This window comes from Caballeronia sordidicola, from assembly GCF_002220365.1.
Classification (GTDB): Bacteria; Pseudomonadota; Gammaproteobacteria; order Burkholderiales; family Burkholderiaceae; genus Caballeronia; species Caballeronia sordidicola_C.
Window position 1 is genome coordinate 66,506 of record NZ_MTHB01000159.1, and the last position, 26,385, is coordinate 92,890.

The 26,385-nt window shown below is 60.3% G+C and carries 26 protein-coding genes; 11 read left to right on the top strand and 15 right to left on the bottom strand.

Going from position 1 to position 26,385, the window contains the following annotated elements; translation table 11 throughout:
• Positions 1–107: 107 nt before the first annotated feature.
• Both hpnA and BSU04_RS23260 read left to right on the top strand, forming a co-directional pair.
• The gene (gene hpnA, locus BSU04_RS23255) at positions 108–1,130 is read left to right on the top strand and encodes a hopanoid-associated sugar epimerase (protein ID WP_089162783.1); all 1,023 of its coding nucleotides are present in this window, start codon (positions 108–110) and stop codon (positions 1,128–1,130) included.
• Positions 1,131–1,277: 147 nt separating this feature from the next.
• Complete coding sequence (locus tag BSU04_RS23260; protein ID WP_089162784.1) at positions 1,278–1,814, top strand: hypothetical protein; 537 nt, start codon at positions 1,278–1,280, stop codon at positions 1,812–1,814.
• A gap of 67 nt (positions 1,815–1,881) precedes the next feature.
• Here BSU04_RS23260 and BSU04_RS23265 read toward each other — a convergent pair whose 3' ends face one another.
• Both BSU04_RS23265 and hpnC read right to left on the bottom strand, forming a co-directional pair.
• Positions 1,882–3,069, bottom strand: coding sequence for a glycosyltransferase (locus BSU04_RS23265; RefSeq protein ID WP_089162785.1), 1,188 nt, complete (start codon positions 3,067–3,069; stop codon positions 1,882–1,884).
• A gap of 80 nt (positions 3,070–3,149) precedes the next feature.
• The gene (gene hpnC, locus BSU04_RS23270) at positions 3,150–4,010 is read right to left on the bottom strand and encodes a squalene synthase HpnC (RefSeq protein WP_089162872.1); all 861 of its coding nucleotides are present in this window, start codon (positions 4,008–4,010) and stop codon (positions 3,150–3,152) included.
• Positions 4,011–4,867: 857 nt separating this feature from the next.
• On the opposite strand from hpnC, the gene ispH reads away from it, so the two are divergent.
• The 3 genes from ispH (at position 4,868) to BSU04_RS23285 (ending at position 7,427) form a co-directional block, all read left to right on the top strand.
• On the top strand, positions 4,868–5,836 hold the full coding sequence (gene ispH / locus BSU04_RS23275) for a 4-hydroxy-3-methylbut-2-enyl diphosphate reductase (protein WP_089162786.1): 969 nt from the start codon (positions 4,868–4,870) through the stop codon (positions 5,834–5,836).
• A gap of 13 nt (positions 5,837–5,849) precedes the next feature.
• Positions 5,850–7,004: an adenosyl-hopene transferase HpnH gene (gene hpnH, locus BSU04_RS23280; RefSeq protein WP_089162787.1), complete on the top strand. Its 1,155-nt coding sequence runs from the start codon at positions 5,850–5,852 to the stop codon at positions 7,002–7,004.
• 171 nt (positions 7,005–7,175) lie between these two features.
• The gene (locus tag BSU04_RS23285; RefSeq protein ID WP_089162788.1) at positions 7,176–7,427 is read left to right on the top strand and encodes a hypothetical protein; all 252 of its coding nucleotides are present in this window, start codon (positions 7,176–7,178) and stop codon (positions 7,425–7,427) included.
• 113 nt (positions 7,428–7,540) lie between these two features.
• Here the strand turns inward: BSU04_RS23285 and BSU04_RS23290 are convergent, their stop codons facing one another.
• The 7 genes from BSU04_RS23290 to BSU04_RS23320 form a co-directional block, all read right to left on the bottom strand.
• Complete coding sequence (locus BSU04_RS23290; RefSeq protein WP_089162789.1) at positions 7,541–7,936, bottom strand: type II toxin-antitoxin system VapC family toxin; 396 nt, start codon at positions 7,934–7,936, stop codon at positions 7,541–7,543.
• A complete protein-coding gene (locus BSU04_RS23295; protein ID WP_089162790.1) occupies positions 7,933–8,169 on the bottom strand; it encodes a type II toxin-antitoxin system Phd/YefM family antitoxin in 237 nt (78 codons plus the stop codon). The genes BSU04_RS23290 and BSU04_RS23295 overlap by 4 nt, the downstream gene beginning before the upstream one ends.
• Positions 8,170–8,369: 200 nt before the next feature.
• Positions 8,370–8,996 (bottom strand): MlaC/ttg2D family ABC transporter substrate-binding protein, encoded by a 627-nt coding sequence (locus tag BSU04_RS23300; RefSeq protein WP_089162791.1) that lies wholly within the window; start codon positions 8,994–8,996, stop codon positions 8,370–8,372.
• A 163-nt stretch (positions 8,997–9,159) separates the two neighbouring features.
• Complete coding sequence (locus tag BSU04_RS23305) at positions 9,160–9,612, bottom strand: DUF4174 domain-containing protein (RefSeq protein WP_089162792.1); 453 nt, start codon at positions 9,610–9,612, stop codon at positions 9,160–9,162.
• A 65-nt stretch (positions 9,613–9,677) separates the two neighbouring features.
• Positions 9,678–10,166 (bottom strand): Lrp/AsnC family transcriptional regulator, encoded by a 489-nt coding sequence (locus BSU04_RS23310; RefSeq protein WP_089162793.1) that lies wholly within the window; start codon positions 10,164–10,166, stop codon positions 9,678–9,680.
• A 10-nt stretch (positions 10,167–10,176) separates the two neighbouring features.
• Positions 10,177–11,817, bottom strand: a complete 1,641-nt coding sequence (locus BSU04_RS23315; protein ID WP_089162794.1) for an acyl-CoA synthetase — start codon at positions 11,815–11,817, stop codon at positions 10,177–10,179.
• A 20-nt stretch (positions 11,818–11,837) separates the two neighbouring features.
• Positions 11,838–12,809, bottom strand: coding sequence for an SDR family oxidoreductase (locus BSU04_RS23320; protein WP_089162795.1), 972 nt, complete (start codon positions 12,807–12,809; stop codon positions 11,838–11,840).
• Positions 12,810–12,985: 176 nt separating this feature from the next.
• Between BSU04_RS23320 and BSU04_RS23325 the strand changes: the two genes are divergently transcribed.
• From BSU04_RS23325 to BSU04_RS23335, 3 genes are all read left to right on the top strand, one after another.
• Positions 12,986–13,699 (top strand): TetR/AcrR family transcriptional regulator, encoded by a 714-nt coding sequence (locus BSU04_RS23325; RefSeq protein ID WP_089162796.1) that lies wholly within the window; start codon positions 12,986–12,988, stop codon positions 13,697–13,699.
• 409 nt (positions 13,700–14,108) lie between these two features.
• Positions 14,109–16,352, top strand: coding sequence for a TonB-dependent receptor (locus tag BSU04_RS23330; protein ID WP_089162797.1), 2,244 nt, complete (start codon positions 14,109–14,111; stop codon positions 16,350–16,352).
• A gap of 61 nt (positions 16,353–16,413) precedes the next feature.
• Positions 16,414–17,097: a Fe2+-dependent dioxygenase gene (locus tag BSU04_RS23335; protein ID WP_089162798.1), complete on the top strand. Its 684-nt coding sequence runs from the start codon at positions 16,414–16,416 to the stop codon at positions 17,095–17,097.
• A 10-nt stretch (positions 17,098–17,107) separates the two neighbouring features.
• Here BSU04_RS23335 and BSU04_RS23340 read toward each other — a convergent pair whose 3' ends face one another.
• Both BSU04_RS23340 and BSU04_RS23345 read right to left on the bottom strand, forming a co-directional pair.
• Positions 17,108–17,428: a type II toxin-antitoxin system PemK/MazF family toxin gene (locus tag BSU04_RS23340; protein WP_089162799.1), complete on the bottom strand. Its 321-nt coding sequence runs from the start codon at positions 17,426–17,428 to the stop codon at positions 17,108–17,110.
• Positions 17,422–17,670, bottom strand: coding sequence for an AbrB/MazE/SpoVT family DNA-binding domain-containing protein (locus BSU04_RS23345; RefSeq protein WP_089162800.1), 249 nt, complete (start codon positions 17,668–17,670; stop codon positions 17,422–17,424). Before BSU04_RS23345 ends, BSU04_RS23340 begins: the two co-directional genes overlap by 7 nt.
• A 288-nt stretch (positions 17,671–17,958) precedes the next feature.
• Between BSU04_RS23345 and BSU04_RS23350 the strand changes: the two genes are divergently transcribed.
• Together BSU04_RS23350 and BSU04_RS23355 are read left to right on the top strand one after the other, a co-directional pair.
• Positions 17,959–20,571, top strand: a complete 2,613-nt coding sequence (locus BSU04_RS23350) for an MMPL family transporter (RefSeq protein ID WP_089162801.1) — start codon at positions 17,959–17,961, stop codon at positions 20,569–20,571.
• Between the two features lie 81 nt (positions 20,572–20,652).
• Complete coding sequence (locus tag BSU04_RS23355; RefSeq protein WP_256983247.1) at positions 20,653–21,543, top strand: MlaA family lipoprotein; 891 nt, start codon at positions 20,653–20,655, stop codon at positions 21,541–21,543.
• A gap of 174 nt (positions 21,544–21,717) precedes the next feature.
• On the opposite strand, the gene leuD is transcribed toward BSU04_RS23355, so the two are convergent.
• From leuD to BSU04_RS23370, 3 genes are read right to left on the bottom strand one after another with little or no spacing between them, the layout of a single operon-like run.
• Complete coding sequence (leuD, locus tag BSU04_RS23360) at positions 21,718–22,335, bottom strand: 3-isopropylmalate dehydratase small subunit (RefSeq protein WP_179258412.1); 618 nt, start codon at positions 22,333–22,335, stop codon at positions 21,718–21,720.
• A complete protein-coding gene (gene leuC, locus BSU04_RS23365; protein WP_089162803.1) occupies positions 22,328–23,749 on the bottom strand; it encodes a 3-isopropylmalate dehydratase large subunit in 1,422 nt (473 codons plus the stop codon). The genes leuD and leuC overlap by 8 nt, the downstream gene beginning before the upstream one ends.
• Before the next feature lie 5 nt (positions 23,750–23,754).
• A complete protein-coding gene (locus BSU04_RS23370; protein ID WP_089162804.1) occupies positions 23,755–24,633 on the bottom strand; it encodes an alpha/beta fold hydrolase in 879 nt (292 codons plus the stop codon).
• Between the two features lie 94 nt (positions 24,634–24,727).
• Here BSU04_RS23370 and BSU04_RS23375 point away from each other — a divergent pair, with 94 nt between their 5' ends.
• Positions 24,728–25,624 carry a LysR family transcriptional regulator gene (locus BSU04_RS23375; RefSeq protein ID WP_089162805.1) on the top strand — a complete coding sequence of 299 codons (897 nt, stop codon included), beginning with the start codon at positions 24,728–24,730 and terminating at the stop codon, positions 25,622–25,624.
• 370 nt (positions 25,625–25,994) lie between these two features.
• Here BSU04_RS23375 and BSU04_RS23380 read toward each other — a convergent pair whose 3' ends face one another.
• Positions 25,995–26,249, bottom strand: a complete 255-nt coding sequence (locus BSU04_RS23380) for a hypothetical protein (RefSeq protein WP_089162806.1) — start codon at positions 26,247–26,249, stop codon at positions 25,995–25,997.
• Positions 26,250–26,385 lie beyond the last annotated feature (136 nt).

Below are 26,385 nucleotides of genomic sequence, written 5' to 3' on the forward strand. Positions count from 1 at the left end.
GGACCATAGCACGAGCCGCGAGCCCTTGTCACATATGGGCTGGCGGCAGATCGACCCGCTTCGAAAGACGCGCAACTGTTACCTTTGCAAGACAAGAAGAGGCAAAAATGACTGACCCGTTAAGTGGGTTCGCCCGTGGACGCGTGCTCGTCACCGGCGCATCCGGATTCGTTGGATCGGCGGTCGCGCGCATCGCGCGGGAACGTGGTTTCGACGTTCGCGTAGTCATACGCAAGACCAGTTCCCGGCAGAACCTCGAAGGCCTCGACGCCGAAGTCGTGATCGGCGACATGCGCGACGAAGCCTCCATGCGGGCCGCGATGAAGGGAGTGCGCTACCTGCTGCACGTTGCCGCCGACTACCGCATCTGGGCTCGCGATCCGGGCGAAATCGAGCGCGCGAACCTGGAAGGCACCGAGGCCACCATGCGCGCAGCGCTGGCCGAGGGCGTCGAGCGGATCGTGTACACGAGCAGCGTGGCAACGCTGAAGGTGAGCCCGGCAGGAGATATTGCCGATGAAACGAAGCCTGCCCAGGCCCATCAGACCATTGGCGCGTATAAGCGCAGCAAGGTGCTGGCGGAACGCGCGGTCGAGCGCATGGTCGCGAATGACGGCTTGCCGGCGGTGATCGTGAATCCATCCACGCCGATCGGCCCGCGCGACGTCAAGCCGACGCCGACCGGGCGAATCATCGTGGAAGCGGCGACGGGCAAGATCCCCGCTTTCGTCGATACCGGCCTGAACCTCGTGCACGTGGATGACGTGGCGAACGGCCACTTTCTCGCGCTGGAGCGGGGAGTGATCGGTGAAAGATATATTCTCGGTGGCGAAAATCTGTCGCTGCAGCAGATGCTGGCCGACATTGCCGGACTGGCCGGGCGCAAGCCGCCGACCATCAAGCTGCCGCGTGGTCCGCTGTATCCGCTCGCAATCGGCGCGGAGCTTTACGCGAAGTTCAGCGGCAAGGAGCCGTTTGTCACCGTCGATGGCTTGAGGATGTCGAAGAACAAGATGTACTTCACGTCGGCGAAAGCGGAGCGGGAACTGGGATATCGGGCACGGCCGTATGGCGAAGGCCTGAGCCACGCGCTGGACTGGTTTCGCGCGAACGGCTACCTGAAGAAATAAAGCGATCAATCGTAATGCGCATCGCCTGTTGTTTTGATGGCATTTTTAGTGGCATACACGCATTTTGTTACAACGTGTGGCGACGTTGCGCGGTACGCAGCAGTTAAAATCGCAGGCTCGATGCAAGGCTAGCAAGGCAAACAACGCATGAACTTAACTGACCAGCTCGGCGCGCTGGAATCAAGCCTCGATGAGCTGATTTCCGCAGCCGCTTCTACTCCCGCTTCTATTCCTGCTTTTATTCACGCTTCTCCCGAATCTTCCCCTGCTTCTGTTGCTGACTCTGCAACTGACGCAACCGTTGATCGGGCGACGGCAGCTGCGTCCGCTGTTGAAGAAAAACCGTCCTTGGCTGAGGAAAAGCCCACGCTGAACATCTCGCGCCCTGAAAAGAACCTGATCGCGATGACAATCGGCGGGGTGTCGGTGGCATTGAGCCCCGCTGGGGTATCGGAGTTGATCGAGGAATTGTCGAACGCGCGCGCTTCGATGGACGTCGAACAGCCAGGGGGCCTGCCGCCCGGCTGGCGCTTTGTCGCAACGAAAAACCCGGTGATGGCAACGCAACGTTATGCGAACGGCGACCGGTTGCTGGTGTTGCGCCATACCGGACACGGCTGGGTTCCGTTCTCGTTCTCGCCTGACATGGTGATCGAGATGTACGCGATGCTGACAAAGCGGTGAGTTGAACTGCCATGGGCGAAATCGGTTACGCAACATTCGCCCACGCACATGGCTCAGCTTCTTCCGCTCAAGGCGCCTGGACCCGCGCCTTCCACTGCCCGCCCTTGCCGCGCCAGAACCGTATTGCCGAACCAACCGTCGCGCTGACATAAAACAGCGCGATCACCGGCAATAGCGGCGCCCAGAGTATCGAGCGGCGGTAGTAGCGCAGCATCGGCGAATACGCGCTGCACATGGCGAGCCACGCGAGCCACGCTGGCCATCCCTTCGCGCCAAGCGTCAACGCAAGCACCGGTGGCGCGAGATAGATCACGCACATCGCGAGCACTGTCCCGACCAGCAACAGCGCCGAATAACGCAACTGCGTGAACGCCGTGCGGGCGATCATGTTCCAGACTTCGCGCCAGTTGTCGTAGGGACGCAACGATTCACTGTCACCGGCAAGATCCAGACGGATCGGCCGCGCTGCGTTCACGCCGTTACGAAACTTGATGCGTGAAGCGAGGCTGCAATCGTCGATGAGCTCGCCACGAATGGATTCGATCCCGCCCGCCTCCACCAGCGCCGCGCGCCGCACCATCATGCAACCGCCTGCGGCGGCCGCCGTGCGGCTGCTCACGTTGTTCACCCACGCGAACGGATACAGCTTTGCGAAGAAGAACACGAACGCGGGAATCAGCGCTTTTTCCCACGTTGAGTCGCAGCGCAGCCGCACCATTAACGAGACCAGATCGCGATCTTCCAGAATCGCGCGGGCGACGAGTTGCGAGGCAGCATCGGCCGGATGCCGGATGTCTGCGTCGGTAAGCAGCAGGTAATCGGCCGGAAAGCCCAGCCCGTCGATAGCCGCAATGCCTTGCGACTGCGCCCACACCTTGCCGGACCAGCCGGGCGGCAAGGGAGCGGCCGTCAGCACCGTCAGGCGGTCTTCGAAACCGCCGTCACGCGCGGCGGCCTGAGCAGCGTCGGCGGTGCCGTCAGTGCTGTGGTCGTCGACGACGATCAGATGGAACGAACCCGCGTAATCCTGCGCGAGCAGCGAGCTCACCGCACGGCCGATCACGTCGGCTTCATTGCGCGCCGGCACGATCGCGACGACGGCCGGCCATGCGCCGCGACGCGCGATCTCCGCCTGACCGACTGCGTGGACGGTACTTTCGCTCAGCCGTTCGAGGGCTTGCGCGCGCCAGAAACCGCCGCGGCCAAACAGCAGGACAAGCCAGATGAGGAGGGACAACCAGGCAATCAGGAGCATCGTCAATTCAGAGCAGGTCGATGATTAAGCAGATTCAACATCAGGAGGGGCGCCATACCACGTCAGGTCAGCACGTCAGGTCAGCTTTCGACCGAGCGCAATTGCACACCCACCCGGCCACGCAGCCGCATCGCGAGCGAGCGCACGCCGATCACCGCCCAGTCCGGGCCTTTCAGCACCGGGCGCTTGCGGAACACGTCGTAGTCGGCCTGTTCGATTTTTTCGAGAATTCGCAAACCGCCATGCACGACGCTACACAGCTCCAGGCCAAACCGCCCGGGCATGCGCACGGCCAGCGGCGCGCCGCCAACGATCATCGCACGCGCGTGGTCGACTTCATGACGCATCAGCGCGCGCCAGGCGTCGTCGCAGATTTGCTCGTCGATATGCCGTTCGGTCACGCCGAAACGCTCGAGATCGCATAACGGCATGTAAATCCGGCTCTTCTTCCAGTCGATACCCACGTCCTGCCAGAAGTTGATGAGCTGCAACGCGGTGCAGATCGCATCGGAATCGGCAAGATTCTCGGGCGTGCTGGCGTCGAAGAGATGCAGCATCAGCCGTCCGACCGGATTCGCCGAGCGCCGGCAATAGTCCATCAGCGCAGGCCAGTCGGCGTAACGCGTGGTGTCGATGTCCTGATCGAACGCCGAGACGAGATCGTAAAAGGGCCCGAGCGGCAACCCATATTGCGCGACGGTGCCAGCAAGTTTCTCGAACAGCATGGGATGAACCGGTGCCGGGTCCCCGGCGGCGACCGCATCCAGCCCGGCGCGGAAATCGGCGAGACGGGCATGGCGCTCGGCCGGCTCAAAGACACCTTCGTCGGCAATGTCGTCTGCCGTGCGCGCGACGTGATAAATCACGCCGACCGGCGCCCGCAGCCGTTTCGGCAGCAATATGCTGGCTACCGGAAAATTTTCGTAGTGATCGACTTCCATAAGACGGTCCAGGTATTCGACACGGCGCGCGGATGCCAGAATGGACATCGACGCACGCAGGTCGTGCGTGCCGGGTCGCTGACGCGTAACAACATTGCGCTCCAGGGCGACCTAAATGTTGGTTAGGCGCAACGGCCCGACACGTATAAATTCTTGTCGTGCGCTGCCAGAAAACCTGTTGGAGAAGCAGGCGCGAATCCAGGCGAACCCGGTGCACTTGTTCAACCCGCTTATTCAACCCGCTTATTCAGCCCGCTTATTCAGCCCGCTCACGCGGCTTATCTGGCATCCGCCCCAACGCAGGTTTGGATTGGATTCGCGTCAGTTTCGGTGAATCCAGCTGCCAGGACCGATGCTTCTACCGCCGCTGATCACCGCTGATCATGCCCGGCAGGCCATATATTCCGGGGACGTTTCGTCGTGCCTGTCGTCGTGCCTGTCGTCGTGCCTTTCGTCGTGCCAAGCGGCACGGTCCCGCTACCCGGGCGCGCCTGCGGCCACCGCTCAACAGCCGGTTCACCTCGGCGCCATGGCATCTTCGAGGCCGTTTCGCGGGCAATCCGGCGAAGCACTAGTTTACCGGCTTCCGCGTCCGCGCAGTAATTCAACCCTGCCGATAGAAACGGAAACACCCTCTTACAAGCATCCAAAAACTGAACGCGTTAGAATACGCGGTCTACTTCGGCCTTAAAGTTGAAACGAATGGCATCTTCTCAGCCAATTGTTTCCGAAAGCATTTTCCGAGAAGCTTTAATTTTGCTTACAACAAATCAACCGGATTTGATCGAAGCCCGGATTTGATAGAAGCCTATAGCCGGTTCCATTCGAAACCCGCGCCAGTCGGAGTTCGCCCGAATATGCGTATTATCCTTGCTCAACCCCGCGGCTTTTGTGCGGGCGTGGTCCGCGCGATCGAGATTGTCGATCGCGCTCTTGAACGACATGGCGCGCCCGTCTACGTACGCCATGAGATCGTTCACAACCGGCACGTCGTCGACAACCTGCGTAGCAAGGGCGCGCGTTTCGTCGAAGAACTCGACGAAGTGCCGCACGGCGCGGTCGCTATTTTCAGCGCGCATGGCGTCGCGCAAACGGTGGAAGCCGACGCAGAAGCGCGCGGTCTGGACGTGCTGGACGCCACCTGCCCGCTGGTGACGAAGGTGCACGTACAGGGCCGGCAATATGTTGCGCAGGGCCGCACGCTGATCCTGATTGGCCATGCGGGGCACCCGGAGGTGGAAGGGACTATCGGCCAGATTCCCGGCACGGTAGTGCTTGTGCAAAGCGAAGCTGAAGTGGCAACGCTCGCGCTGCCTGTCGATGCTCCTGTTGCCTATGTCACGCAGACCACCCTGTCGGTGGACGATACGCGCGACATCATCGACGCGCTGCATCGCCGGTTTAGCGACATCGTCGGCCCGGATACGCGCGACATCTGCTACGCCACGCAAAATCGCCAGGCGGCGGTGCGCGAGCTGAGCAAGCAAGTCGACGTATTGCTGGTGGTCGGGGCAACCAACAGTTCGAACTCGAATCGTCTGTGCGAGATCGGCGCCGAAACCGGCGTGCCAAGCTACCTCGTGGCGGACGGCTCGGAAGTGAAAGCCGACTGGTTTGCGAACGCGCAGACTGTCGGAATTACGGCCGGTGCGTCCGCACCGGAAGAAATGGTTAAGCACGTTATCAATGCACTGCGCGCGCTGGGCCCGGTCGAAGTCTCGACAATGTCCGGCCGCGAAGAAAAAGTTGAATTCAAACTCCCCGCGAAGCTGACGAAGCCGCTGGCTGCGGCAACGGCATCCGCCGGCGCCCTTCGCGAAGATTAAGGAGCACACGCAATTGTCTATTCCGATGCTGCAAAAAGTCCGGGTTGGCGCTTACATCGCGCGCCAGCATTTCATGCGCAACAAGCGCTATCCGCTCGCGCTAATGCTCGAGCCTTTGTTCCGCTGCAATCTGGCGTGTAACGGCTGCGGCAAGATCGATTATCCGGATCCCATCCTGAACCAGCGCATCTCGATGGAAGACTGCCTCAAGGCCGTCGATGAATGCGGTGCACCGGTGGTTTCCATCGCTGGCGGCGAGCCGCTGCTGCACAAGGAAATGCCCCAGATCGTGAAGGGCATCATCGCGCGCAAGAAGTTCGTCTATCTCTGCACGAACGCGCTGCTGATGGAAAAGAAGATGGACGACTACGAGCCGAATCCGTACTTCGTCTGGTCGGTTCACCTCGATGGCGACAAGCAAGCGCACGACCATTCCGTCTCGCAAGACGGCGTGTACGAGAAGGCCGTTGCGGCGATCAAGGAAGCGAAGCGCCGTGGTTTCCGCGTGAACATCAACTGCACGCTGTTCAACGACGCCGATCCGGAACGCGTAGCGAATTTCTTCGATACGCTCGGGCCCATGGGCGTGGACGGCATTACGGTGTCGCCGGGTTATGCGTATGAACGCGCGCCGGACCAGCAGCACTTCCTGAATCGCGAGAAGACGAAGACGCTGTTCCGCGACATCTTCAAGCGCGGCGATAACGGCAAGCGCTGGTCGTTCAGCCAGTCGAGCCTGTTCCTCGACTTCCTGGCCGGCAATCAGACCTACGAATGCACGCCTTGGGGCAACCCGGCGCGTACCGTGTTCGGCTGGCAGCGTCCGTGTTATCTGCTCGGTGAAGGGTATGTGAAGACCTTCAAGGAATTGATGGAAACCACCGAGTGGGACAAGTACGGTACGGGCAAGTACGAGAAATGCGCCGACTGCATGGTGCATTGCGGCTTTGAAGCCACCGCCGTGATGGATACGGTTGCGCATCCGCTGAAGGCAGCGCGCGTCGCCTTGCGGGGTCCGCGTACCGAAGGTGCTTATGCGAAAGACCTGCCGGTCGACAATCAACGCCCGGCGGAATTCGTATTCTCGAAGCACGTCGAGATCAAGCTGGAAGAGATCGGCCGCGCGAAGGGCAACAAGGGCGGCAAGCAAACGACAATTGCGGCCTGAGTTTGAGTGCCTGAGCTTCGGCTAGTCACTTGAGCTTGATCGCATGCGGCAAAAAGAACGGGTGGATAAGGTCGCGACGAGCGGCGTTATCCACCCGTTTTGTATTTCGAGATGCGTAGGTCGCACGCCCGTGTAGCATCGCGGGTTTTCAAGGCAAACAAGCAGGAAGCAATGGCTGAATTCAGCGTAATGATCAATCTCGGCAAAGCCGATCTGGACGACTACTCTCTCTTGGCAAAGATGCTGCACAAGACCGGTTTCAGCGAGACGAAAGCCGCGCAAGTGGCGGCGGACTATCGGCTGTTGCCCGCTTCATTCAAGTACTCCAGCGAGACCGAAAACATGACCGCAGTGAGGGAGAAAGCGCTGAAGTCGGCGAAGAGCGTTTCGTCGAAGGCAATGGTGCTTGTGTCGGAATGCTGAGGCGGGGGTCAAGGCAAAGGCTGCGAGGGCGGAACTTGCTGCGCATAAAGTTCGGTAGTGCCTAGGCACTTCGGAGCCAAGGGGTCGGGCGGCACCGCCCTTTACGGTCTAGCTCACCAAATCGTCTTGACGTGGGCGTAAGCCCTTATTTTGGGATCCTTCGTCACGAGTGGCGCAGCATACTTCCGCGCCGTTGCCACGATCAACCGGTCCGCTGGGTCTCGGTGGAACTCGCCCGGCAGTTGAACGGATTTCACCGAAATATCGACGTCGACAGGGGCAAATTTCACACCGGGTATCTGCTGCACGGTCGCAAGCCAGTTCTCCACGTCCATTGAGAACACGATAGCTTCACGTTTTACGAGCATTGCGATTTCCCACGCCGAGATCGCCGAAACGATGAGTTCGCCCCCTGCTCGCTCACGTTCGATTGCAGTTTTAGCCTTTTTGCTCAGCGCGACGTCGTTGGTTACCCACCAAATCAGCGTATGTGTATCCAGAACAATCACTGCGCGGCCTCCCAATCGCCTTCCCCAACAGGGTCCGTTGGATTGTCATAACGCAACAGCGAGCCGCGCAGAAGATCCAGCGGATCCCGCGCATCGGCACGATACGGCCGCAATTCCAGCGTTGGCCTGCCGTGGTCGGTCACGATCAAACTCTCCCCCGATGACTCCACCAACCTAAAAAATTCAAGTGCCTTCGCCTTGAACTCGGATTTCGATACTTGCCGATGTGGCATTTTATGTCCCTAGTCATATGACAATAGTCATATTAGCCAGTGTAAGGTGTTTTGTACATGGTGATGCGTTGACAATCAACACGCAAAAAAGGCGCGTCCGGCTGTCGCCAGATGCGCCCTTTGTTTTGCTGCTACACGATGTACTCGGCTCGCTATTTCATCCTATACGCATGAGTCCGGGTCCTAGCTCCGTGCCTCGCTCACTCCGCTGTCCGCGCGTTGTGGGCGGCCAGGAACTTGATCAAGCCGTCCACGCCGCCCTTCGCCAACTGACCCGAGAACTGCGTCTGGTACACCTGGATCAGCCACGCGCCCATCATGTCGATGTCGTAGATCTTCCAGCCGTCCGGCGTCTTTTCCAGACGATAACGCACCGGGTTATCGCCGCCGGTCGAGTACACGTGCGATTGAACGACAGCGTCTTTCCCACCGGCATCGAGCGTCGGGGCGTCGAACTTGAACTTGACGTCTTCGTCGCGTAATTGCGACAGCGACGACGTGTAGGTGCGCACCAGCAGCGTCTGGAATTGCTCATAGAGCGCCTTCTGCTGGTCGGGTGTCGCCGTACTCCACGCCTTGCCGACGGCAATCCGCGTGGTGCGCTCGAAATCGGTTGCCGGCACGAAGCGCGTCTGCACCAATTGCGTGATCTTGGCCATGTCGCCGCCACGCGCGGCAGGATCAGCCTTCATCGCGTTGACAGTGCCTTCCACGGCGCCTTTAACGACGGCATCAGGACTCACCTGCGCAAACGACGCGCTGGAAAACAGCGCCGCCGACAAGGCCAGGGCGAACAGAACAACACGGACAGGCAAATAGCGTTTCATACGACCGTTATCGAGTAATGGAGAATGGTGTGCAACCCAAAGCGCCGGATTAGCGGAAAACGCAGTAAGTATATCGACCCGCGTTTGCCGTGACAGTTCAGCGCCTTCCAGCGATTGTCGGTTCAAAGTTGACGCGGGAACCTGTGGAAGGGGACACAGCGAATCATTGGTCCTTGTGTGCCTCGCCAGTGACGGCTTGCTCACGCGCTTCCTGGCGGCGCATCGGCATGGCATCGATAGTGGAGATCAATTGCTGCGGCATGATTGCCTGCGGCGAATCGATCTTGACCCCGCCATCCTTGCCGATCAGGAGTGCCCGAAAAGTATTGGCCTTCACCCCGTAACGGCGCCGGAGCTCGGCCGCGCTGTCGCTTGCCCCCGTGACGGACTCGCCGATCACCTCCACGAGCACAAGGTTGCGTTGCGCAAAGCCCGGTCCGATATCTGCAATGGCCGTGCGCTGGGCGGCCAGTTGCGCTGACGTGGAATCTGCAGCGAAAACTACCAGCAGCCGGTCATGCCACGCATGCTGATTGATCGTCTGCGAAGCTGCAGCAAACTCGAATTTCAAAAGGCAAGCGAGAGCGAAGACGAATGCTAGAGATGACGGTTTCATCGAAGCAGCTCCTAAGCGCCGCCGTGGTAAAAAGGCAGCACATACCCATTCTACGACCCCTGCCGTCAAACCAGCGGACTCGGCCCGCGCTCCAGGTAGGTTGTCAACGCGATATAACTGCGCGTGCCGGTGAACCCTTCTATCGAATGAATGCGCTCGAGCAGATGTTCGAGCGTCTGCGTGTCGCGAGTTCGCACTTTCAGCAGCATCGCGCTTTCGCCAGTCACCGTATGGATCTCTTCGACGTCCGCAAACTCCGTCAGTTGCAGTAGTTGGCGCGTGACGGCCCAACTGGAGGTATCGACGTGAACGAATGCCAGCAACGGCCGGCCAACGCTTGCGCCGTCCAGCGTCGCCACGGTCGCCTTGACGACGCCATCTTGCTTCAGGCGCTTCGCCCGTTCGTGCACGGCAGGCGCGGACAAATGCAGCAGACGGCCAAGCTCGGCGTAGGTCCGCGTGGCGTCTTCGGCAAGCAACGCCAGCAGCTTGCGATCGGTCGCGTCGAGGGCGGCGGGAGGCTTGCGTTTGGGCAGGGCCGTCTCCGGGGTCATCGGCGGATCCTCATGGCTTGGTCGGACTAATCAAAACCGGCAACCCTGCCCGCAATTCCTTGCGCATCACCTTGCCGGTCGGCGTCATCGGCAAAGCGTCGACAAACCTGACCTCGCGCGGATATTCATGCGCCGCCAGCCGCGTCCTGACATGCTGCTGAAGCTCGCGCACAAGCGTTTCGTCCGGAACATACCCCGCATTCAACACAATGAACGCCATCACGATCTCCGTGCGCGTTGCGTCCGGTGCGCCCACAACCGCCGCCATGCTGACGGCGGGATGGCGAAGCAAACAATCTTCAATAGGCGCAGGACCGATCCGATAGCCCGCGCTGGTGATCACGTCGTCGTTGCGGCCGACGAAGCGGATAAAACCATCGGAGTCGCATAAGCCGAGGTCACCGGTCAGCAGGAACTGGCCGCGGATTTTATCGCGCGTGGCCGCTTCGTTGTTCCAGTAACGCAGGAACATGACCGGGTCGGGAGCGGCGATCGCAATATTTCCCGGTGTGCCGGGCGGAAGTTCTGTGCCTTCATCGTCGACGATCGCCACGCGATGTCCCGGCACGCTGCGCCCAATTGCGCCCTCGCGCGGGTCAAACAACGCAGAACATGACGACACCACCACGTTGCACTCGGTCTGCCCGTAGAACTCGTTGATGGTCACCCCAAGCGCTGCCCTACCCCACGCGATCAATTCTTCACCCAGCGATTCCCCGCCGCTCGCTACCGCGCGCAATGACAACTGCCACTGCTCGGGGCGCGCCACCGAGCGCATCATCTTGAGCGCGGTCGGCGGCAGGAACGTGTGCGTGACGCCGTGACGCGCCATCAGATCGAAGGCAGCGGGGCCATCGAACTTTTCGAAACGCCGAGCCAATACCGCCACGCCGTGATGCCAGGCGGGCAGCAAGACATCGAACAGGCCTCCAATCCACGCCCAGTCGGCGGGCGTCCACATCAGCCGGGCGTGCGCCGGGAAAAGTCCTTGCGACATTTCTACGCCCGGTAAATGACCCAGCAACGCCCGATGGGCAAGCAACGCGCCCTTGGGCTTTCCCGTCGTGCCGGAGGTGTAGATGATCGCGGCGGGATCGTCGCAGGAGGTATTGGCAGGGGTGAGGACGTCTGTTTCCGCGCGCAGCGAATCCCAGAAGGAATGGGCGTTTTCGTGGGTGGTGGTATCGACGCAATAGGCCGCTTCGAGGTCTGGCAACGTCTCACGCACCTGCGCCAGTTTCTCGAAACCCGCATGGTCGGTGATCAGTGCCGCTGCGCCGCTATCGGCGAGCCGGTACTGGATGGCATCGACGCCGAACAACTGAAACAGCGGCACCGCGATATAACCCGCCTTGTAGATGGCCAGATGCGCGATGGCCGTCTCCGGCGATTGCGGCAGGAATATCCCCACGCGGTCGCCGCGCTTAAGCCCCGCGCGAGCAAGCGCGTTGGCGAACTGGTTGGAGAGCGTCTTGAGGTCATCGAAGGTGAAACGTGTTTCCGCGCCTTCGCGGGTCTCGTAGATGAGCGCGAGGCGGCCGGAACCGTCGGCCCATTTATCGCAGGTGTCGACGCCGACGTTGTACTGCGCGGGTACCTTCCACGCGAATGCCGCGGCAAGGGTTTCATATGAATCGGCTGCGGGAAGCATCGCTTCTCCCTGGTTGAGTCTCACTCACCGGCGCTGGATGGCGCGGCTTCGTCGTTTGCATCGTTTGGATTGTTGGTGGCGGCCAATTCCTGCAACCCCGCAGGCGGCCGATAACGCGAAAACCCGTTGAATTCAAGCGTACGCCCAGCGGCCGCCAAGGGCCACGAATGGCGCGCGTTCGGTACGCCGCCATCGACGCGAATCACCGTCCCGTTGATGAACGCCGACGCCTCCGATAACAAAAATACCGCCGCCGCGGCCAATTCGGATTCGGTCCCAAAGCGCTGCAACGGCACCTTGTGCTTGAGCTCACGCAACAACGCACGATAGCGTTCGTCGTAACTATCCATACCCGCCGATGCAATCCATCCCGGCGCGACAGCATTCACCCGCACGCCGGCGTAACCCCATTCGCACGCGGCTGTTTCCGTGAAATTCCAGACGCCGGCGCGCGCGGCGCCCGAATGGCCCATGCCGGGCATGCCACCCCAGATGTCCGCGAGCATGTTGACGATCGCGCCGCCGTGATCGCGCATCCACTGCGTAAAACATTCGCGCGACATCAGGAAAGTGCCGTGCAGGTTATTGCGTACGACAGCGTCCCAGCCATTCAGGGAAATCTTGTCGAGCGGCGCGGGAAACTGACCGCCCGCGCAATTGAATAGGCCGTCCAGCCGGTTGAAATCAGCGAGTGCCGTCGCGACGACTTGTTTGACGCTCGCTTCGTCGCGGATGTCGCAGGAGTAGCAGCGCACGCGTTCGGTGCTTTCGGGGTAGTCCTCGGCCAACTCGTCGCGCACGGTTTCCAGCTTCGCCAGGCTTCGTCCGATCAGGAGCACCGCAGCCCCCAGCGACACGAGTTCATGCGCGGTGCATCGGCCAAGCCCGCTGCCTCCCCCCGTCACCATGACGACCTTGCCGGCGAACAGGCCGGGACGGAAAACAGAGCGGTATTGATGCTGACCGCGGGGATCGTTCGAATTGGATTCCATGATTCTCAACGTAACTGGGCGAGTGCGCTTCAATGCGGTTGAGTAAAACTCAACTATACGACAACGTCAAGCCGGTTAAACCTTAATATTCTGCATAAAATCGCTTAAATTTAACTAGAATATCAATTGAGCTACACTCAAAATATTACCCCTGACGGTCGAATTTCATCGCCTATATGAGCCAGCCCAAAACCCTTCCCGCACGTCGCGCACCATCGAGCGTCAAGTCCGGACAGCGCATCAGGGACATCCTGCTCGTGGCGCGGCAGGTGTTCTCGGAACGCGGCTATGCATCGGCAACGACGATCGAGATGGCGCGTCGGCTTGGGGTATCGGAGGCGACGGTGTTCACGTATTTCTCCGGCAAGCGCGACCTGTGCGTGCGGGTGATCTGCGACTGGTACGACGAGATCATCGCGGAGATCGAGGCCGCGCTGCCGCACATCACGGGAACGCGCGAGAAGCTGTTTTTCCTGATCCGCACGCACTTGTATCGGCTGATGATCGACGGACCGGGGCTGTGCGCACTGATCCTGTCCGAAGGGCGCGCGAAAGACGACACCTTTGGCGATGAAATCGTGCAACTCCAGCGGCGCTACACCGCGCCGCTGATGCAGGTGCTGTCGGACGGCGTGGCAGCCGGCGATATCCGCAACGACCTTCCGCTGAGCCTGCTGCGCTCCAGCATCTATGGACCGATGGAACACGTGCTGTGGGACGCAATCAGCAAGAAAACGGTGGATATAGAAGAAACGTCGAAACGGTTGTCTCTGCTTCTTTGGCAGGGTTTGCAGCCCCCCAATCCGAAAGTCGCCGCCCTCGGGCAATTACAACGCGACATGGCGGCGGCGCTTAAGAAGTTTGAAGACACCCCAAGCTCGCCTGAATGAAAGCTCTGCTTTCGGCAGATGATTACGGTTGACCACGACCTACGCGGCAACAGTTGTTTCCCTCCACGCTCCGGCATTACCCTGCTCATCCCCGCCCCGCAACACTGCGCCCTCCACAGCGTGTGTTATCTCCCGCGATAGAACCGCCCCGTGAAAATCGCGGGGCCTTGGTCCGTCAGCAATCCGCATAGTTCCCGAAGTGATATTGAAAACAATTCTTACTTGTGTAATGATATTGATTCGCATTTAGGAACTATCAGGAAAATGGCGTGCGTTCGCTGCAACGACGGACTGCTGCTTCGGCCACGCCTGTTGCCATTCGCTCACGCCGCCGCGGGCATCGCGGAAGCAATTAACCGGCATGGCGCAACGGCGCCGGCTTTCGACCATCTAGTACTCGGGGATACACATGTTGAGGAAGACACCGCTTGCCGCGGCGATCATGACCGCGCTGGCGGCTCCTGCTGCCGTTCCGCTTTATGCTCACGCGCAGGCTGCGCCGCTCAGCAAGACCGATCAAACCGCCCAGGCGGAACAGCCAGCACAACCCGCACAAGCCGCACCCCTCGTTGAAAACGCTGCACTGCCGGCCGTGCATGTCTCCGGTCAGGCCATCACCACGCCCGATTTCCAGCCCGAAAAGTCGAGCGTAGGCGCCAAGGTTCCCACTGCATTGCGAGATATTCCCCAAGCGGCTGTGGTCGTCCCGAAAGCCGTGCTGCAGTCCCAGGCAGCCACCTCTTTCTCCGATGCCCTTCGCAACGTCCCCGGCGTCACCATTGGCGCTGCGGAAGGCGGGCAGATCGGCAACAACATCAACTTGCGCGGTTTCTCCGCGCGCACGGATATTTATCTCGATGGCTTCCGCGATCGCGGCCAGTACTATCGCGACACGTTCGACCTTGAATCCATCGATGTGCTGTACGGCCCGTCCTCGCTCTATTTCGGGCGCGGCTCCACGGGCGGCGTGATCAACCAGGTGAGCAAGCAGGCGGAGCTGAAAGCGCATGCATCGGTATCCGCGATGGTCGGCACGAGCGACCGCTACCGCACCACCGTCGATATCAACCAGCCGCTGTCCGACACATCCGCCGTGCGGCTCAATGCGTTCGGGCAAGACCTCGGCTCCACGCGCGACGTGATGAAGAGCAAGGACTACGGCTTCGCGCCGACGGTGCGCTTCGGCATTGGAACGCCGACGGAAGTCACATTGTCAGCGTTGATCCAGCACAACCGCGACCAGCCGGACTACGGCATTGCGCCGGTGAACGGCGCGCCTGTGCCAGTGAGCAAGGGCCAGTTCTATGGCTTCGAAGGCGATCGGACGATTCAGGATGTGCAGACGCTCTCGGCGCGTATCCAGCATCGATTCAACGACAACCTCACGCTGCGCAACGAGACCCAGTTCAGCCACTACGGCACCGAAGCGACCGCGACCAACGCAGCGGCTGTGCTGACGGGGCCGCTGGGAACATCGACGGCACTCGCCAACGGGAATTACACGTCGTTGCCGTTGTCGTCGCTGTATGTGAAGTTGCAGGGCAAGGACCGCAACATCAACGATCACTCGGTCTACAACACGACCGATATCGATTACAAGTTCAACACCGGTTTCCTCAAGCACGAGGTGATCGCAGGCGTTGACCTGAGCCACGAGACATACAGCAATCAGTCGTTCACCGCGACGACCCCGGGCCTGCCGTCGAACACCATCGCGATCGTTCCGCTACTCAATCCGCAATACACCACGCGACCGGCCAATACGCAGGAAGTGGCGACCAACCTGGCGGAATCGAGCGCGAACGGCGTGGGCATTTATGCCAACGATACGGTGTCGGTCGGCCAGTACTGGAAGGTGGTGGGCGGCTTGCGCTGGGACCGTTACGAGGCATCGATCAAGAACACCCTCAACCTGCCTTCGTACGCCACGCAGACCAATTACTTCACCAGCGTGCGCGGCGGGATCATTTTCCAGCCGACCGACTGGCAGTCGTACTACGTGTCGTACGGCACGTCGTTCAACCCGTCGCTGGAAGCGCTGACGCTGACGAACAACCAGCAGAACACGCCGCCTGAATCAAACCGTTCCTACGAAGTGGGCACCAAGTGGGATTTGCTGAACGGCGGGTTATCGGTGACGCAGTCGCTGTTCAATATCGATAAAACCAATGCCCGTACGCTCCAGGCCGACGGCAGCTACTCGCTCGACGGCGACGTGCGCGTGCGAGGTTATCAACTCGGGCTGGCGGGCCACATCACCAACAAGTGGCAAGTCTTTGGCGGCTACACCTACATGGACGGCCAGGTGGTGAAGGCGCTGGACAACACCAACGGCAAGACCCTGGCGAACACGCCGCGCAACATGATCACGTTGTGGACGACTTATGACCTCACGCCGCAATGGACCTTCGGGGGCGGCCCGGTGTATACATCGGCGCGATATGCCGCCAGCAACGACTTCGTGCAAGTGCCTGCGTACACGCGCTGGGATGCAATGGCAGCGTTCCACCAGAAACATTACGACGTCCAGTTCAACGTGCAGAACCTGACCAACAAGCACTACTACGACGCGCTGATTCCATCGGATGGCGGCCGTGCGGTGCCGGGTTACGGCCGCACATTCCTCGCGACGCTAAACTACCGGTTCTATTGACCCACCGCAGGACATGCGAGCCGCGCGATGCACGTCGCGCGGCCGCTGGACCCCAAACACCATGATCCTTTCGATACCCAACGTCCTCAGCCCCGAGGACGCCGCCGCCATGCGCGAGCGGCTCGATGCGTCGGATGCATGGGTGGACGGCCGCGCGACGGCCGGCTATCAGGGCGCGCCGGTCAAGCGCAACCAGCAGATCGCGCAGGAAGCGCCGATTGCGTTTGAACTCGGCGACATCATTCTTGGCGCGCTCGAACGGCATCCGTTGTTCATCAGTTCAGTGCTGCCCAACCGTGTTTATCCGCCGCTCTTCAACCGGTACGAAGGCGGGATGCATTTCGGCAGTCACGTGGATGGGGCTATTCGGCTCGTGCCGGGACATGGCACGCGGGTGCGCACGGATGTATCGATCACGCTGTTCCTCACGCCGCCGCAAGACTACGACGGTGGCGAACTGGTGATCGAGGATACATACGGTGTGCAGGAAGTGAAGCTGCCGGCGGGGCATGCGATTGTTTATCCGGCGACCAGCTTGCATGAAGTACGGCCGGTGACGCGGGGAATGCGGGTATCGAGTTTCTTCTGGGCGCAGAGCCTGGTTCGCGACGATACCCGCCGAAGCCTGCTATTCGATATGGACAACGCCATTCAAAGGCTCAATGCACAGAACGCCGACGACGCCGCGAGGCGAACGCTCGTGGGCTGCTATCACAATCTGCTGAGGCTTTGGAGCGAGACGTAGGGGTAGCTTATTAAACTGCGAAGACTTCCTGCAAGGTCCGCAATGCGACCGACAGCGTATTCGCCGGCACAGCGCCGAGTTTCTTGACCAGACGGGTTTTGTCGATCGTGCGAATCTGATCGAGAAGCACCAGTCCTTTCTTCTGGCTGAAAACCACTGAGACACGGTACGGCGCCGGCCGGCTTTTCGTTGCCATGGGCGCGACGATCACGGTACGCAAATGGTCATGCAACTCCGGCGGCGATATCACTACGCAAGGCCGGGTTTTCTGAATTTCGCTGCCGACGGTAGGGTCCAGGTTAATGAGCCAGACCTCTCCACGCACTACCACGCAAGCTCCGCATCATCAGCGTTCGGAAACTCGCCCAATACGAGTTCGTCATCGCCGGCTTGAGCTATTGCCTTGCTTGCGTCTGACCACCCCTGGCGGGCCTTCTTTTGCGGTTTTCTTAAAACAATTGCGTCGTTTTCCACTTCCATCTCCACTTCGTCCTCCAGCCCAAGTTGGGCCAGGATGGGCTTCGGGATCAACACACCCTGCGAGTTACCCATCCTGCGAATCGTTGTTTTCATCGCTTCACCGTGATGACAATGTTAGTCCATGAAAAAACTAAGCGGTCACACAATGTTAGTACAATTTGTCATTAAGTGTGCGCTGACCTCGGCCCCCGCCAGAACCCGGTCCGCAAACTGCTGAGGCGAATGAGACGTTTTTGTCCGTCGGCGCCGCCCAGCCTGAACACGTAGTGTGAAGCTCCTCCTGCGAGCTTCTCCTCGCGCCCGGTATACTCACGCGGCGCCTCATGGCCCCCTGTCCAGACAGCCAAACATCAGAACACGCCCTCCGAGGCATCCGTCTTCATGCTCACGCCTCTCATTGCCCGTCTCGTCACGCTATCGATTCGCCGACCCGGCTGGATCATCGTTTTATCGCTGCTGATCGCCGTGCTGAGCGGCTATTACGTCGTGCATCACTTCAAGATAAGCACCGACATCAGCCAGTTGATCGAGACAGAACCCGACTGGGCCGCGCGCAGCCACGCGATTGACGAAGCCTTTCCGCAACGGGGATCCACCGTGCTCGTGGTGGTCGAAGCGCAAGCGCCTGAATTCGCCGATGCCGCCGCCAAGGAGCTAGCCGCCGCGCTGGCCAAGAACACCGTTCACTTCACGGCGGTGTCGCAACCCTCGGGCGGTGACTTCTTCGAGCACAACGGCCTGCTGTACCTTTCCACCGATAAAGTCGCCGACACCACCCAGCAACTCGTGAAAGCGCGCCCGCTGATCAACGCGCTGGCGCACGACCCCACGCTCACCGGCCTTGCCGGCACGCTCAACACCAGCCTCAACCTGCCGCTGCAACTTGGGCAAGTGACGCTCGGGCAAATGTCGAAGCTGCTGGGCCAGAGCGCGGACGTGCTCGATAAAGTCCTGGCCAACCAACCCGCCGTGTTCTCGTGGCGCAATCTGGTCGAACCCTCGGCCACGCACCCTGCGCGTGCCTTCGTCACCGTGCAGCCGGTCGTGGACTACAACGCGCTGGAACCCGGCGCGAGCGGATCGAACGCGATTCGGGCGACAGCAAATGAACTGAAGTTATCGGAGAAATATGGGGCTGTTGTACGGCTGACCGGCGAACAGCCGCTCTCCGATGAAGAATTCGCGTCGCTGAAAGACGGCGCCGTGCTCAACGGCATCCTGACGTTCATCGTCGTGCTGGTGATCCTCTCGCTCGCACTGCGCTCGGGAAAGATGATCATCTCGGTGTTCATCACGCTGTTCGTCGGACTGGCGATCACGGCCGCGCTCGGCCTGCTCATGGTCCACGCGCTGAACCTGATTTCAATCGCGTTCATGGTGCTGTTCGTCGGACTCGGCGTGGATTTCGGCATCCAGTTCGGCGTGCGGTATCGCGAGGAACGCTTCAAGGATGACCGGCTGGACGTTGCGCTCGTGAATACCGCGCGCCACGTTGGCGTGCCGCTGACGCTCGCGGCCGCCGCGACGGCCGCGAGTTTCTTCTCGTTTTTGCCGACCGCGTATCGCGGTGTGTCCGAACTCGGGCAGATTGCGGGCGTCGGCATGATAATCGCGTATCTCACCAACATGACCTTGTTTCCGGCGCTGATCAAGGTGTTCGGGCCGCCGGGCGAAGCGGGCTCGCCGGGCTTTCCGAAGCTTGCGCCGGTGGACGAATACCTCGCGCGCAATCGCAAGCCGGTGCTGATTGGCACGCTGGCAGTCGTGATCTGCGCGCTGCCGTTGCTGCTGCATCTGCGTTTCGACTTCAATCCGCTGAACCTGAAGGACCCGAAAACGGAGTCCATGGCCACACTGCTCTCGCTGAAAGACGCGCCCGAAGCGGCCGTGAACGATGTGAAGGTGCTCGCGCCGTCGCTTGAGGAAGCGGACAAGATGGCGGCGAAGCTCGAGAAGCTGCCGGAAGTGGAACGCGCGACGACCTTGTCGACGCTTATTCCCGCTGATCAACCGCAAAAGCTCGATTTGATTGCCGCCGCGGCCGCGCAGCTTTTGCCTTCGCTTGACCAGCGCGTTGCCACGCCCGCTGATGACGCCGTGCGCGTCGCCACGCTAAAACGCCTGTCAAACTCGCTGGACCTCGCCGCCGATGAACATCCCGGCCCGGGTGAAAACGAAGCGCGTCACTTGTCCGCGACGCTGAAAAAGCTCGCCGCAGCCGATGTCGCCACCCGCGACCGTGCCGAGCACGCCATGTCCGACCCGCTGCGCATCGCGCTGGGCCAGATGCGCGCGCTGCTGCAACCGTCGCCGATCACGCTGGCGTCGCTGCCTGAGTCGATGACCGAAGGCTGGCTCGCCGCCGACGGCCACGCGCTCGTGGAAGCGTCGCCCAAAGCACTGGACGGCAAAAGCCGCGACGACGACAAGCTGCTCGCCCGCTTCGCGAATGCCGTGCAGAAAGTCGAGCCGAACGCGATCGGCGGCCCGATCTCGGTGCTGCATTCGGCCAATACGATCATCAAGGCGTTCGAGCAGGCGGCGGCGTTGTCGCTGATCGCCATTGCGATTCTGCTGTGGCTGACGTTGCGCCGAATCGGCGATGTTTTGAGAACTTTGATACCGTTGCTTGTTTCCGCCGTTGTCACGCTGGAGTTATGTGTGGTATTCGACATGCCGCTGAACTTCGCGAACATCATTGCGTTGCCGTTGATGCTGGGCATTGGTGTGGCGTTCAAGATCTATTTCGTGATGGCGTGGCGCTCCGGGCAAACCGGTCTGCTGCAGTCCAGCCTTACGCACGCCGTGATGTTCAGCGCCGCGACCACGGCGACGGCGTTCGGCAGCTTGTGGTTTTCGCATCATCCGGGCACATCGAGCATGGGCAGGCTCCTGGTCCTGGCGCTTTTTACGACGTTAATTGGCGCAGTGGTATTTCAGCCGGTTCTAATGGGAAAACCGCGGGTACGGCCAAAAGTGGCCGACACCGTTTAGGCCGTCTTTTTTTAGACCGTCTGTCTTTGAACCGTCCCTTAATGCACTAACTACTTACGCACGACCCAAGGAAACCGACCCATGAGGATGGCAAAAACGCCTGATGCCGCCCGCACCCTGCGAGCGCTCTCCGGCGGCGTGCTGCTCGCCGCTGCTTTCGCCCTGTCTGGTTGCGCCACTGGCCCCACCGCCAAGCCGGGCGATCCGCTGGAGCCGATGAACCGCGAGATCTTCAAGTTCAACGACGCCGCCGATAAATACGTCGCCCGCCCGATTGCGACCGGCTACGTGAAGGTCACGCCAGTCCCGGTCCGCACGGCGATCAGCAGCTTCTTTTCGAATATTGGGGACATTGGCAACTTCGCGAACAACCTGCTGCAGTTGAAGATCACCGATGCGAGCGAAGACCTGATGCGCATCGCGATCAACTCCACCTTCGGTATTGGCGGTTTGATCGACTGGGCGACGCCAGCCGGACTGCCGAAGCACAACCAGGACTTCGGGCTGACGCTGGGCCATTACGGCGTGCCGTCGGGGCCGTATCTGGTGTTGCCGTTGCTCGGCCCGAGTTCGGTGCGCGATTCAACGAACTGGATTGCGAGCTATCCGCTCAATCCGGGTACTTATTTGAGTACGGAAGCGAGCGTGTCGATGTTCGTCGTACAGTTCGTGAGCGCGCGTGCCGATCTGCTGGGTGCAACCGACATCCTGTCGCAAGCCGCGCTGGATAAATACGCATTCGTCCGCGATGCCTACACGCAGCGTCGGCAATATCTGCTGACGGGCGCGGCGAACGCGGCGCTGCCGGATTACGGCGATGAAAGCGGTACTACCGCAGCGCCTCCGGGTGCCGCAAGCGCGACAGCTGCGCCGGCGAAGCCGGGCATGGGTGGGAGCAGCAGTTCGCAAGGCTTGCCGAACTACGCTGATCCGGGTGCGGCCGCGCCGGCGTCGGCACCTGCTGGGAAGTAATTGAGTGTCAGCTCGCGATACGGCTGCCGTATCGCGAGTACTTTAGCTTTATAAAGACCGCTCGGCCTTGCGTTGTTTCCAACGGCCACGCAGCGTCGAGCGCTCCCCTTCCACGCGTTGCGGCATCCCAAGCCGAGCGCGCAGCATCCAGCGATCCAGTTCCTGCTCCCACGGCTACATCACGGCGGCCCAGGGATGGCGCTCGAAGTGGCGCTTTTCAAAGGCTTCTATGTCGGTGAGAACCGTCAGCGTCAGGTCGATCGTGTCCATGCCTTCGATCACCATGCGCTTGTGCCTCGCGCCGAGCGGGAACTTGAAAACCTGCGCGCTGGTTGTTGAAGTAACCGTTTGCGCTTCCAGGTCGATAAGGATCTTCGACGCAGGATCGTTGGTCGATTCCCGCAGCAATAAGTCCACCGCTTCACGATCGAGTTGCACGAGCAACAGGCGATTGTTCATCGCGTTGGAGTAGAAGATTTCGGCGAAACTGGGTGCAATCACGGCGTCGAAACCGTATTGCTGAAGTCCCCACACCGCATGTTCCCGGCTCGATCCGCAACCGAAATTTGCACCGCCAATCAAGATGCGCGCGCCGTTATAAGCGGGTTGGTTAAGTACGCAATTTGTGAGCGGTTCGCCGTGTTCATCGAAACGCAGGTCGTAGAGCAAGCCCTTGTTCAAACCCGCTTTATCGATGATGCGAAGAAACTGCTTCGGCATGATCTGATCGGTGTCGAGGTTCTCTATTGGCAAGGGCACCGCGCTGCCTTCAATTCTGTTCATGTCAGTCATGGTGATTCTCCAGCGAGCGGACGTCGGTGATCTTGCCGGTCAGCGCGGCGGCGGCGGCCATCGCGGGACTCATCAGATGCGTGCGGCCGCCGCGTCCTTGCCGGCCTTCGAAGTTGCGATTCGTCGTTGATGCGCAGCGTTCGCCGGCTTCGAGGAAGTCGTCGTTCATCGCGAGACACATCGAGCATCCCGGCTCGCGCCATTCGAAGCCAGCCGTTTTTAAAATCTCCGCGATGCCTTCCGCTTCAGCCTGCCGGCGCACCGAGCCCGAGCCCGGCACGACCATCGCGCGTACGCCTGCTGCCACCTTGCGCCCGCGCGCGATCGACGCGACGATACGTAAATCCTCGATCCGCCCATTCGTGCAAGAACCGATAAACACACGGTCGATCGGCGTTCCCGCTATTGGCCGGTTGGACTCGAGACCGATGTAGTCGAGCGCACGACGCAACGCAGCGGCGGCTTCGGGCGTACCTTGCTGGGAGGCGTCGGGCACGAGGGCATCGACGCGCATCGCCTGGTCGGGGCTCGTGCCCCACGTGACGAAGGGCGCGATGTCGCGAGCATCGAAGGAGTATTCGGCGTCGAAGGTGGCATCGGCGTCGGATTTCAAATCGCTCCAGTCGGCGAGCGCTGCCATCCATGCGGCTTCGTCTAGCGATGTCGCATGGGCGCGGACGTAGTCGAACGTCGTCTCGTCCGGCGCGATCAACGCCGCTCGTGCGCCCGCTTCCACGGTCATGTTGCAAAGGGTCATGCGCGCTTGCGCCGAGAGCGACGCGATGGTCGTGCCCGTGAATTCCACCGCATACCCCCGCGCCCCTTGAGCGCCAATCTGGCTGATGATCCAGATGATCACGTCCTTCGATGCCGTGCCATAAGGTAACGCGCCATCGATGGTGATGCGCATGGTCTGCGCCACGCGATACACCAGCGTCTGCGTCGCGAGAACGTGTTCAACCTCCGATGTACCGATACCAAACCCTAGCGCGCCCAACGCGCCGTAGGTGGTCGTGTGACTATCGCCGCAAAGCACCGCCATGCCGGGGCGGATCAAACCCAGTTCCGGCGCAATGATGTGTTCAATACCCTGCAGCGGATCGTTCGCCGCGAAGAGCCGGATCCCCGCCTTATCGCAATTGCGCGCGAGGTTCTCGGCTTGTAGCAGCGAAGCGGCATCGCGAATCACGCGCGGCGATTCAGCGTGCGTTGGAATGATGTGACTCACCACGGCGAGTTGCTGCTTCGGACGACGTACCGGGCGGTGCTTTTCGGCAAGTCCGCTGAACGCTTGCGGACTCGTGTACTCGTTCATCAAATGCAGATCGACGTAGAGCAGCACGTTCTGATCGTCGATACGCGTAACCGTATGCGAGTCGACGAGCTTTTTATAGAAAGTAGTGTGGTTCGACATGATGCTCAATCCTGAAGAAACGGCAGCACGCGCTCGAGCAACAATTCGGGCGCTTCTTCCGGAATGTAGTGGCCGCATGGCAGCGAGTGGCCGCTGACGTTATCGGAGAAATGCTTCCATTCGGCGACAGGATCGAAGCACTTTTCGATCACGCCTTCCGCGCCCCACAGCGCGAGAAAATCGCAGGTGATCTTCTGGCCCTTCGCCAGCGATTCGCGATCATGTTCCAAGTCGATCGTCACGCTTGCGCGATAGTCCTCGCAGATGCCATGAGCAGTTCCCGGCTGTTGCAGGCAGCGCAGATATTCCGCGTATGCCTCGGGCGTGAACGGCTTCAACCCCGCACTGCGCGCGCCGATGGTCTGCTTCAGATACAGGTCGGCGTCCGCGCGAATCAGCGTCTCGGGGAACGGCGCGGGACGGACCAGGAAAAACCAGTGCCAATAAGCGCGAGCGAATTCGAACGAGGTTTTCTCGTACATCGCGAGCGTTGGCGCTACGTCAAGCGTGATCAGCTTCTTGATGGCCGCAGGATGATCCAGCGCCATCCGCACCGCCACCCGGCCGCCGCGATCGTGTGCGAGCACCGCGAACGATTCGTGACCCAGCGTGCGCATCAGGTCGACTTGATCCTGCGCCATACGGCGCTTCGAATAGTTGCTGTGATCGGGAAGGCCTTCTGGTTTGCCACTGTTGCCATAACCGCGCAGATCCGAGGCCACGACGGTGAAGTGTTTCGTCAGCTTGGGCACGACCTTGTGCCAGATTGCGTGGGTTTGGGGGTGGCCATGCAACAGCAGCAGCGCCGGCCCATTGCCGCCCTGTATCGCCTTGATCCTGACACCATCGACGGTTGCCGATACGTCCTTCAAGTCATCGAACATCATTGTCTCCAGCAGTTTTATGAAGTTTAATTGATGCATTTCCCGATACAGTTTCTATTCAGGCAATCCAGACTTAACTTTTTGGAACTAATCGATGGACGGTTTTTCGGACCTCAATCTGTTCACGCTGGTCGCGCGGCATCGCAATCTGGCAGCGGCTGCGCGCGATCTCGGCGTGACGCCGCCCTCCATCAGCAAGCGTCTCGCGCAGCTCGAGCGGCGGCTCGGCGTGCGGCTTTTAAACCGCACCACGCGGCGCGTCAGCCTCACGCCCGAGGGCGAGTTGTATCTGGCGAACGGCTCGCGCATCCTCGATGAACTCGCCGAACTGGAACAACTCGTCACGAAAAGCCGGGCGGAGCCGACGGGTTTGCTGCGCGTGAATGCATCGTTTGGATTTGGGCGCAGCCGGATTTCCCCGGCGGTATCGAAGTTCATCGAGCGATATCCAGCGATCAAGATCCAGCTTCATCTGTCGGACCGGCCGGTGAATTTGCAGGAGGAAGGTTTCGACCTGGGTATCCGTTTCGGCGATGTCCCCGATGCACGCATCAACGCGCGTTTGCTGCTCAGGAACCGGCGGATTGTGTGTGCATCGCCGGGATATGTGGAGAAGCACGGGCTGCCCGCCACGCCGCACGACCTGACGCGGCACGCGTGCCTCGTGCTGCGGGAGAACGAATCAGCGTATGGTGCCTGGCATTTCACGCGCGGCAAAAAGTTGGAGACCGTCAAGGTCGATGGGCCGCTCAGCAGCAATGACGGGACCGCGGTGCTGCAATGGGCGCTGGATGGACGCGGCATTGCTGTGCGCTCGCAATGGGAAACAGAGGCGCTGGTGCGCGATGGGAAGCTGGTGGTGTTGCTGAACGACTGGGCGCTGCCGAACGCGGATATCCACGCGATCTATTTAGAGCGGAATCAGTTGTCCGCGAAGTTGCGGACGTTCGTGGAGTTCCTGGGGGAGGAGCTACACGCTGGGGCCGGCTAGACGAGCGCTACTCAATATCGATGAGTCGAACGTGCTCGCGTCCGAGTACAGCGATGCGACCAAGCACACCGACTGGCCAACGCTGGGAAAGTGCGCTATTTGGACTACGAGCCACTTGCCTCGCGTAGCAATTTTGCAGCGTAAAGAGACTTCGCCAATCTTTCATCGCGGGTATTTCTTTATTTGATGCGGCTGTCGATTATCCAGAAAAAGCAGCGTTTAATTAATTGATTTAAAGTGATGATTTGCATCTCTAAAGAGCAAATGCCCACATTTAACGCGCCTGCTTTTTGGCGGGCGTGTTTTATCGACACCTATACGGTTTTTTTCAAAGCGGCTTGGCTTTGACTTCCGGTTTGAAAGGCCGGATTTATGCGGCCTGATCGAAAGACTGCTGCATTACTCGCTGTTGCGGCGCATGCTGACGTTCGTCTATTTCCGCCATGCCATACGCAAGGGCAAACTTACGGGCATCGACAGGGCACGGGAAATGGCCCAGCACGCCAGTCGCGCGCTGTACGCCATCAACCTCCCTGACGATAAGCATGGCTGCGTATAAGCCATCGTCGTACGCGGCCAGCGGAATCAAGACGACATTCTCGTAAGCGATCTCAGCGTATTGCATGACTGAATCCCCCAAGTTGACGACTCACTACTCTCTCAGCGCACCAGTTGGTCTGGCACGACATTGTGTTTAGGCATTATCAATAAACGGAAAACAAGAATCAACCGGATTTTCCCTGTTGAGGGTTTATACGTGG

Excerpts from the sequence above, each read along its gene's own strand:
- hpnA (WP_089162783.1), top strand. The coding sequence starts at position 108 with ATGACTGACCCGTTAAGTGGGTTCGCCCGTGGACGCGTGCTCGTCACC.
- BSU04_RS23260 (WP_089162784.1), top strand. The coding sequence starts at position 1,278 with ATGAACTTAACTGACCAGCTCGGCGCGCTGGAATCAAGCCTCGATGAG.
- BSU04_RS23265 (WP_089162785.1), bottom strand. The coding sequence starts at position 3,069 with ATGCTCCTGATTGCCTGGTTGTCCCTCCTCATCTGGCTTGTCCTGCTG.
- hpnC (WP_089162872.1), bottom strand. The coding sequence starts at position 4,010 with ATGGAAGTCGATCACTACGAAAATTTTCCGGTAGCCAGCATATTGCTG.
- ispH (WP_089162786.1), top strand. The coding sequence starts at position 4,868 with ATGCGTATTATCCTTGCTCAACCCCGCGGCTTTTGTGCGGGCGTGGTC.
- BSU04_RS23285 (WP_089162788.1), top strand. The coding sequence starts at position 7,176 with ATGGCTGAATTCAGCGTAATGATCAATCTCGGCAAAGCCGATCTGGAC.
- BSU04_RS23295 (WP_089162790.1), bottom strand. The coding sequence starts at position 8,169 with ATGCCACATCGGCAAGTATCGAAATCCGAGTTCAAGGCGAAGGCACTT.
- BSU04_RS23300 (WP_089162791.1), bottom strand. The coding sequence starts at position 8,996 with ATGAAACGCTATTTGCCTGTCCGTGTTGTTCTGTTCGCCCTGGCCTTG.
- BSU04_RS23305 (WP_089162792.1), bottom strand. The coding sequence starts at position 9,612 with ATGAAACCGTCATCTCTAGCATTCGTCTTCGCTCTCGCTTGCCTTTTG.
- BSU04_RS23310 (WP_089162793.1), bottom strand. The coding sequence starts at position 10,166 with ATGACCCCGGAGACGGCCCTGCCCAAACGCAAGCCTCCCGCCGCCCTC.
- BSU04_RS23315 (WP_089162794.1), bottom strand. The coding sequence starts at position 11,817 with ATGCTTCCCGCAGCCGATTCATATGAAACCCTTGCCGCGGCATTCGCG.
- BSU04_RS23320 (WP_089162795.1), bottom strand. The coding sequence starts at position 12,809 with ATGGAATCCAATTCGAACGATCCCCGCGGTCAGCATCAATACCGCTCT.
- BSU04_RS23325 (WP_089162796.1), top strand. The coding sequence starts at position 12,986 with ATGAGCCAGCCCAAAACCCTTCCCGCACGTCGCGCACCATCGAGCGTC.
- BSU04_RS23330 (WP_089162797.1), top strand. The coding sequence starts at position 14,109 with ATGTTGAGGAAGACACCGCTTGCCGCGGCGATCATGACCGCGCTGGCG.
- BSU04_RS23335 (WP_089162798.1), top strand. The coding sequence starts at position 16,414 with ATGATCCTTTCGATACCCAACGTCCTCAGCCCCGAGGACGCCGCCGCC.
- BSU04_RS23345 (WP_089162800.1), bottom strand. The coding sequence starts at position 17,670 with ATGAAAACAACGATTCGCAGGATGGGTAACTCGCAGGGTGTGTTGATC.
- BSU04_RS23350 (WP_089162801.1), top strand. The coding sequence starts at position 17,959 with ATGCTCACGCCTCTCATTGCCCGTCTCGTCACGCTATCGATTCGCCGA.
- BSU04_RS23355 (WP_256983247.1), top strand. The coding sequence starts at position 20,653 with ATGAGGATGGCAAAAACGCCTGATGCCGCCCGCACCCTGCGAGCGCTC.
- leuD (WP_179258412.1), bottom strand. The coding sequence starts at position 22,335 with ATGACTGACATGAACAGAATTGAAGGCAGCGCGGTGCCCTTGCCAATA.
- leuC (WP_089162803.1), bottom strand. The coding sequence starts at position 23,749 with ATGTCGAACCACACTACTTTCTATAAAAAGCTCGTCGACTCGCATACG.
- BSU04_RS23370 (WP_089162804.1), bottom strand. The coding sequence starts at position 24,633 with ATGTTCGATGACTTGAAGGACGTATCGGCAACCGTCGATGGTGTCAGG.
- BSU04_RS23375 (WP_089162805.1), top strand. The coding sequence starts at position 24,728 with ATGGACGGTTTTTCGGACCTCAATCTGTTCACGCTGGTCGCGCGGCAT.
- BSU04_RS23380 (WP_089162806.1), bottom strand. The coding sequence starts at position 26,249 with ATGCAATACGCTGAGATCGCTTACGAGAATGTCGTCTTGATTCCGCTG.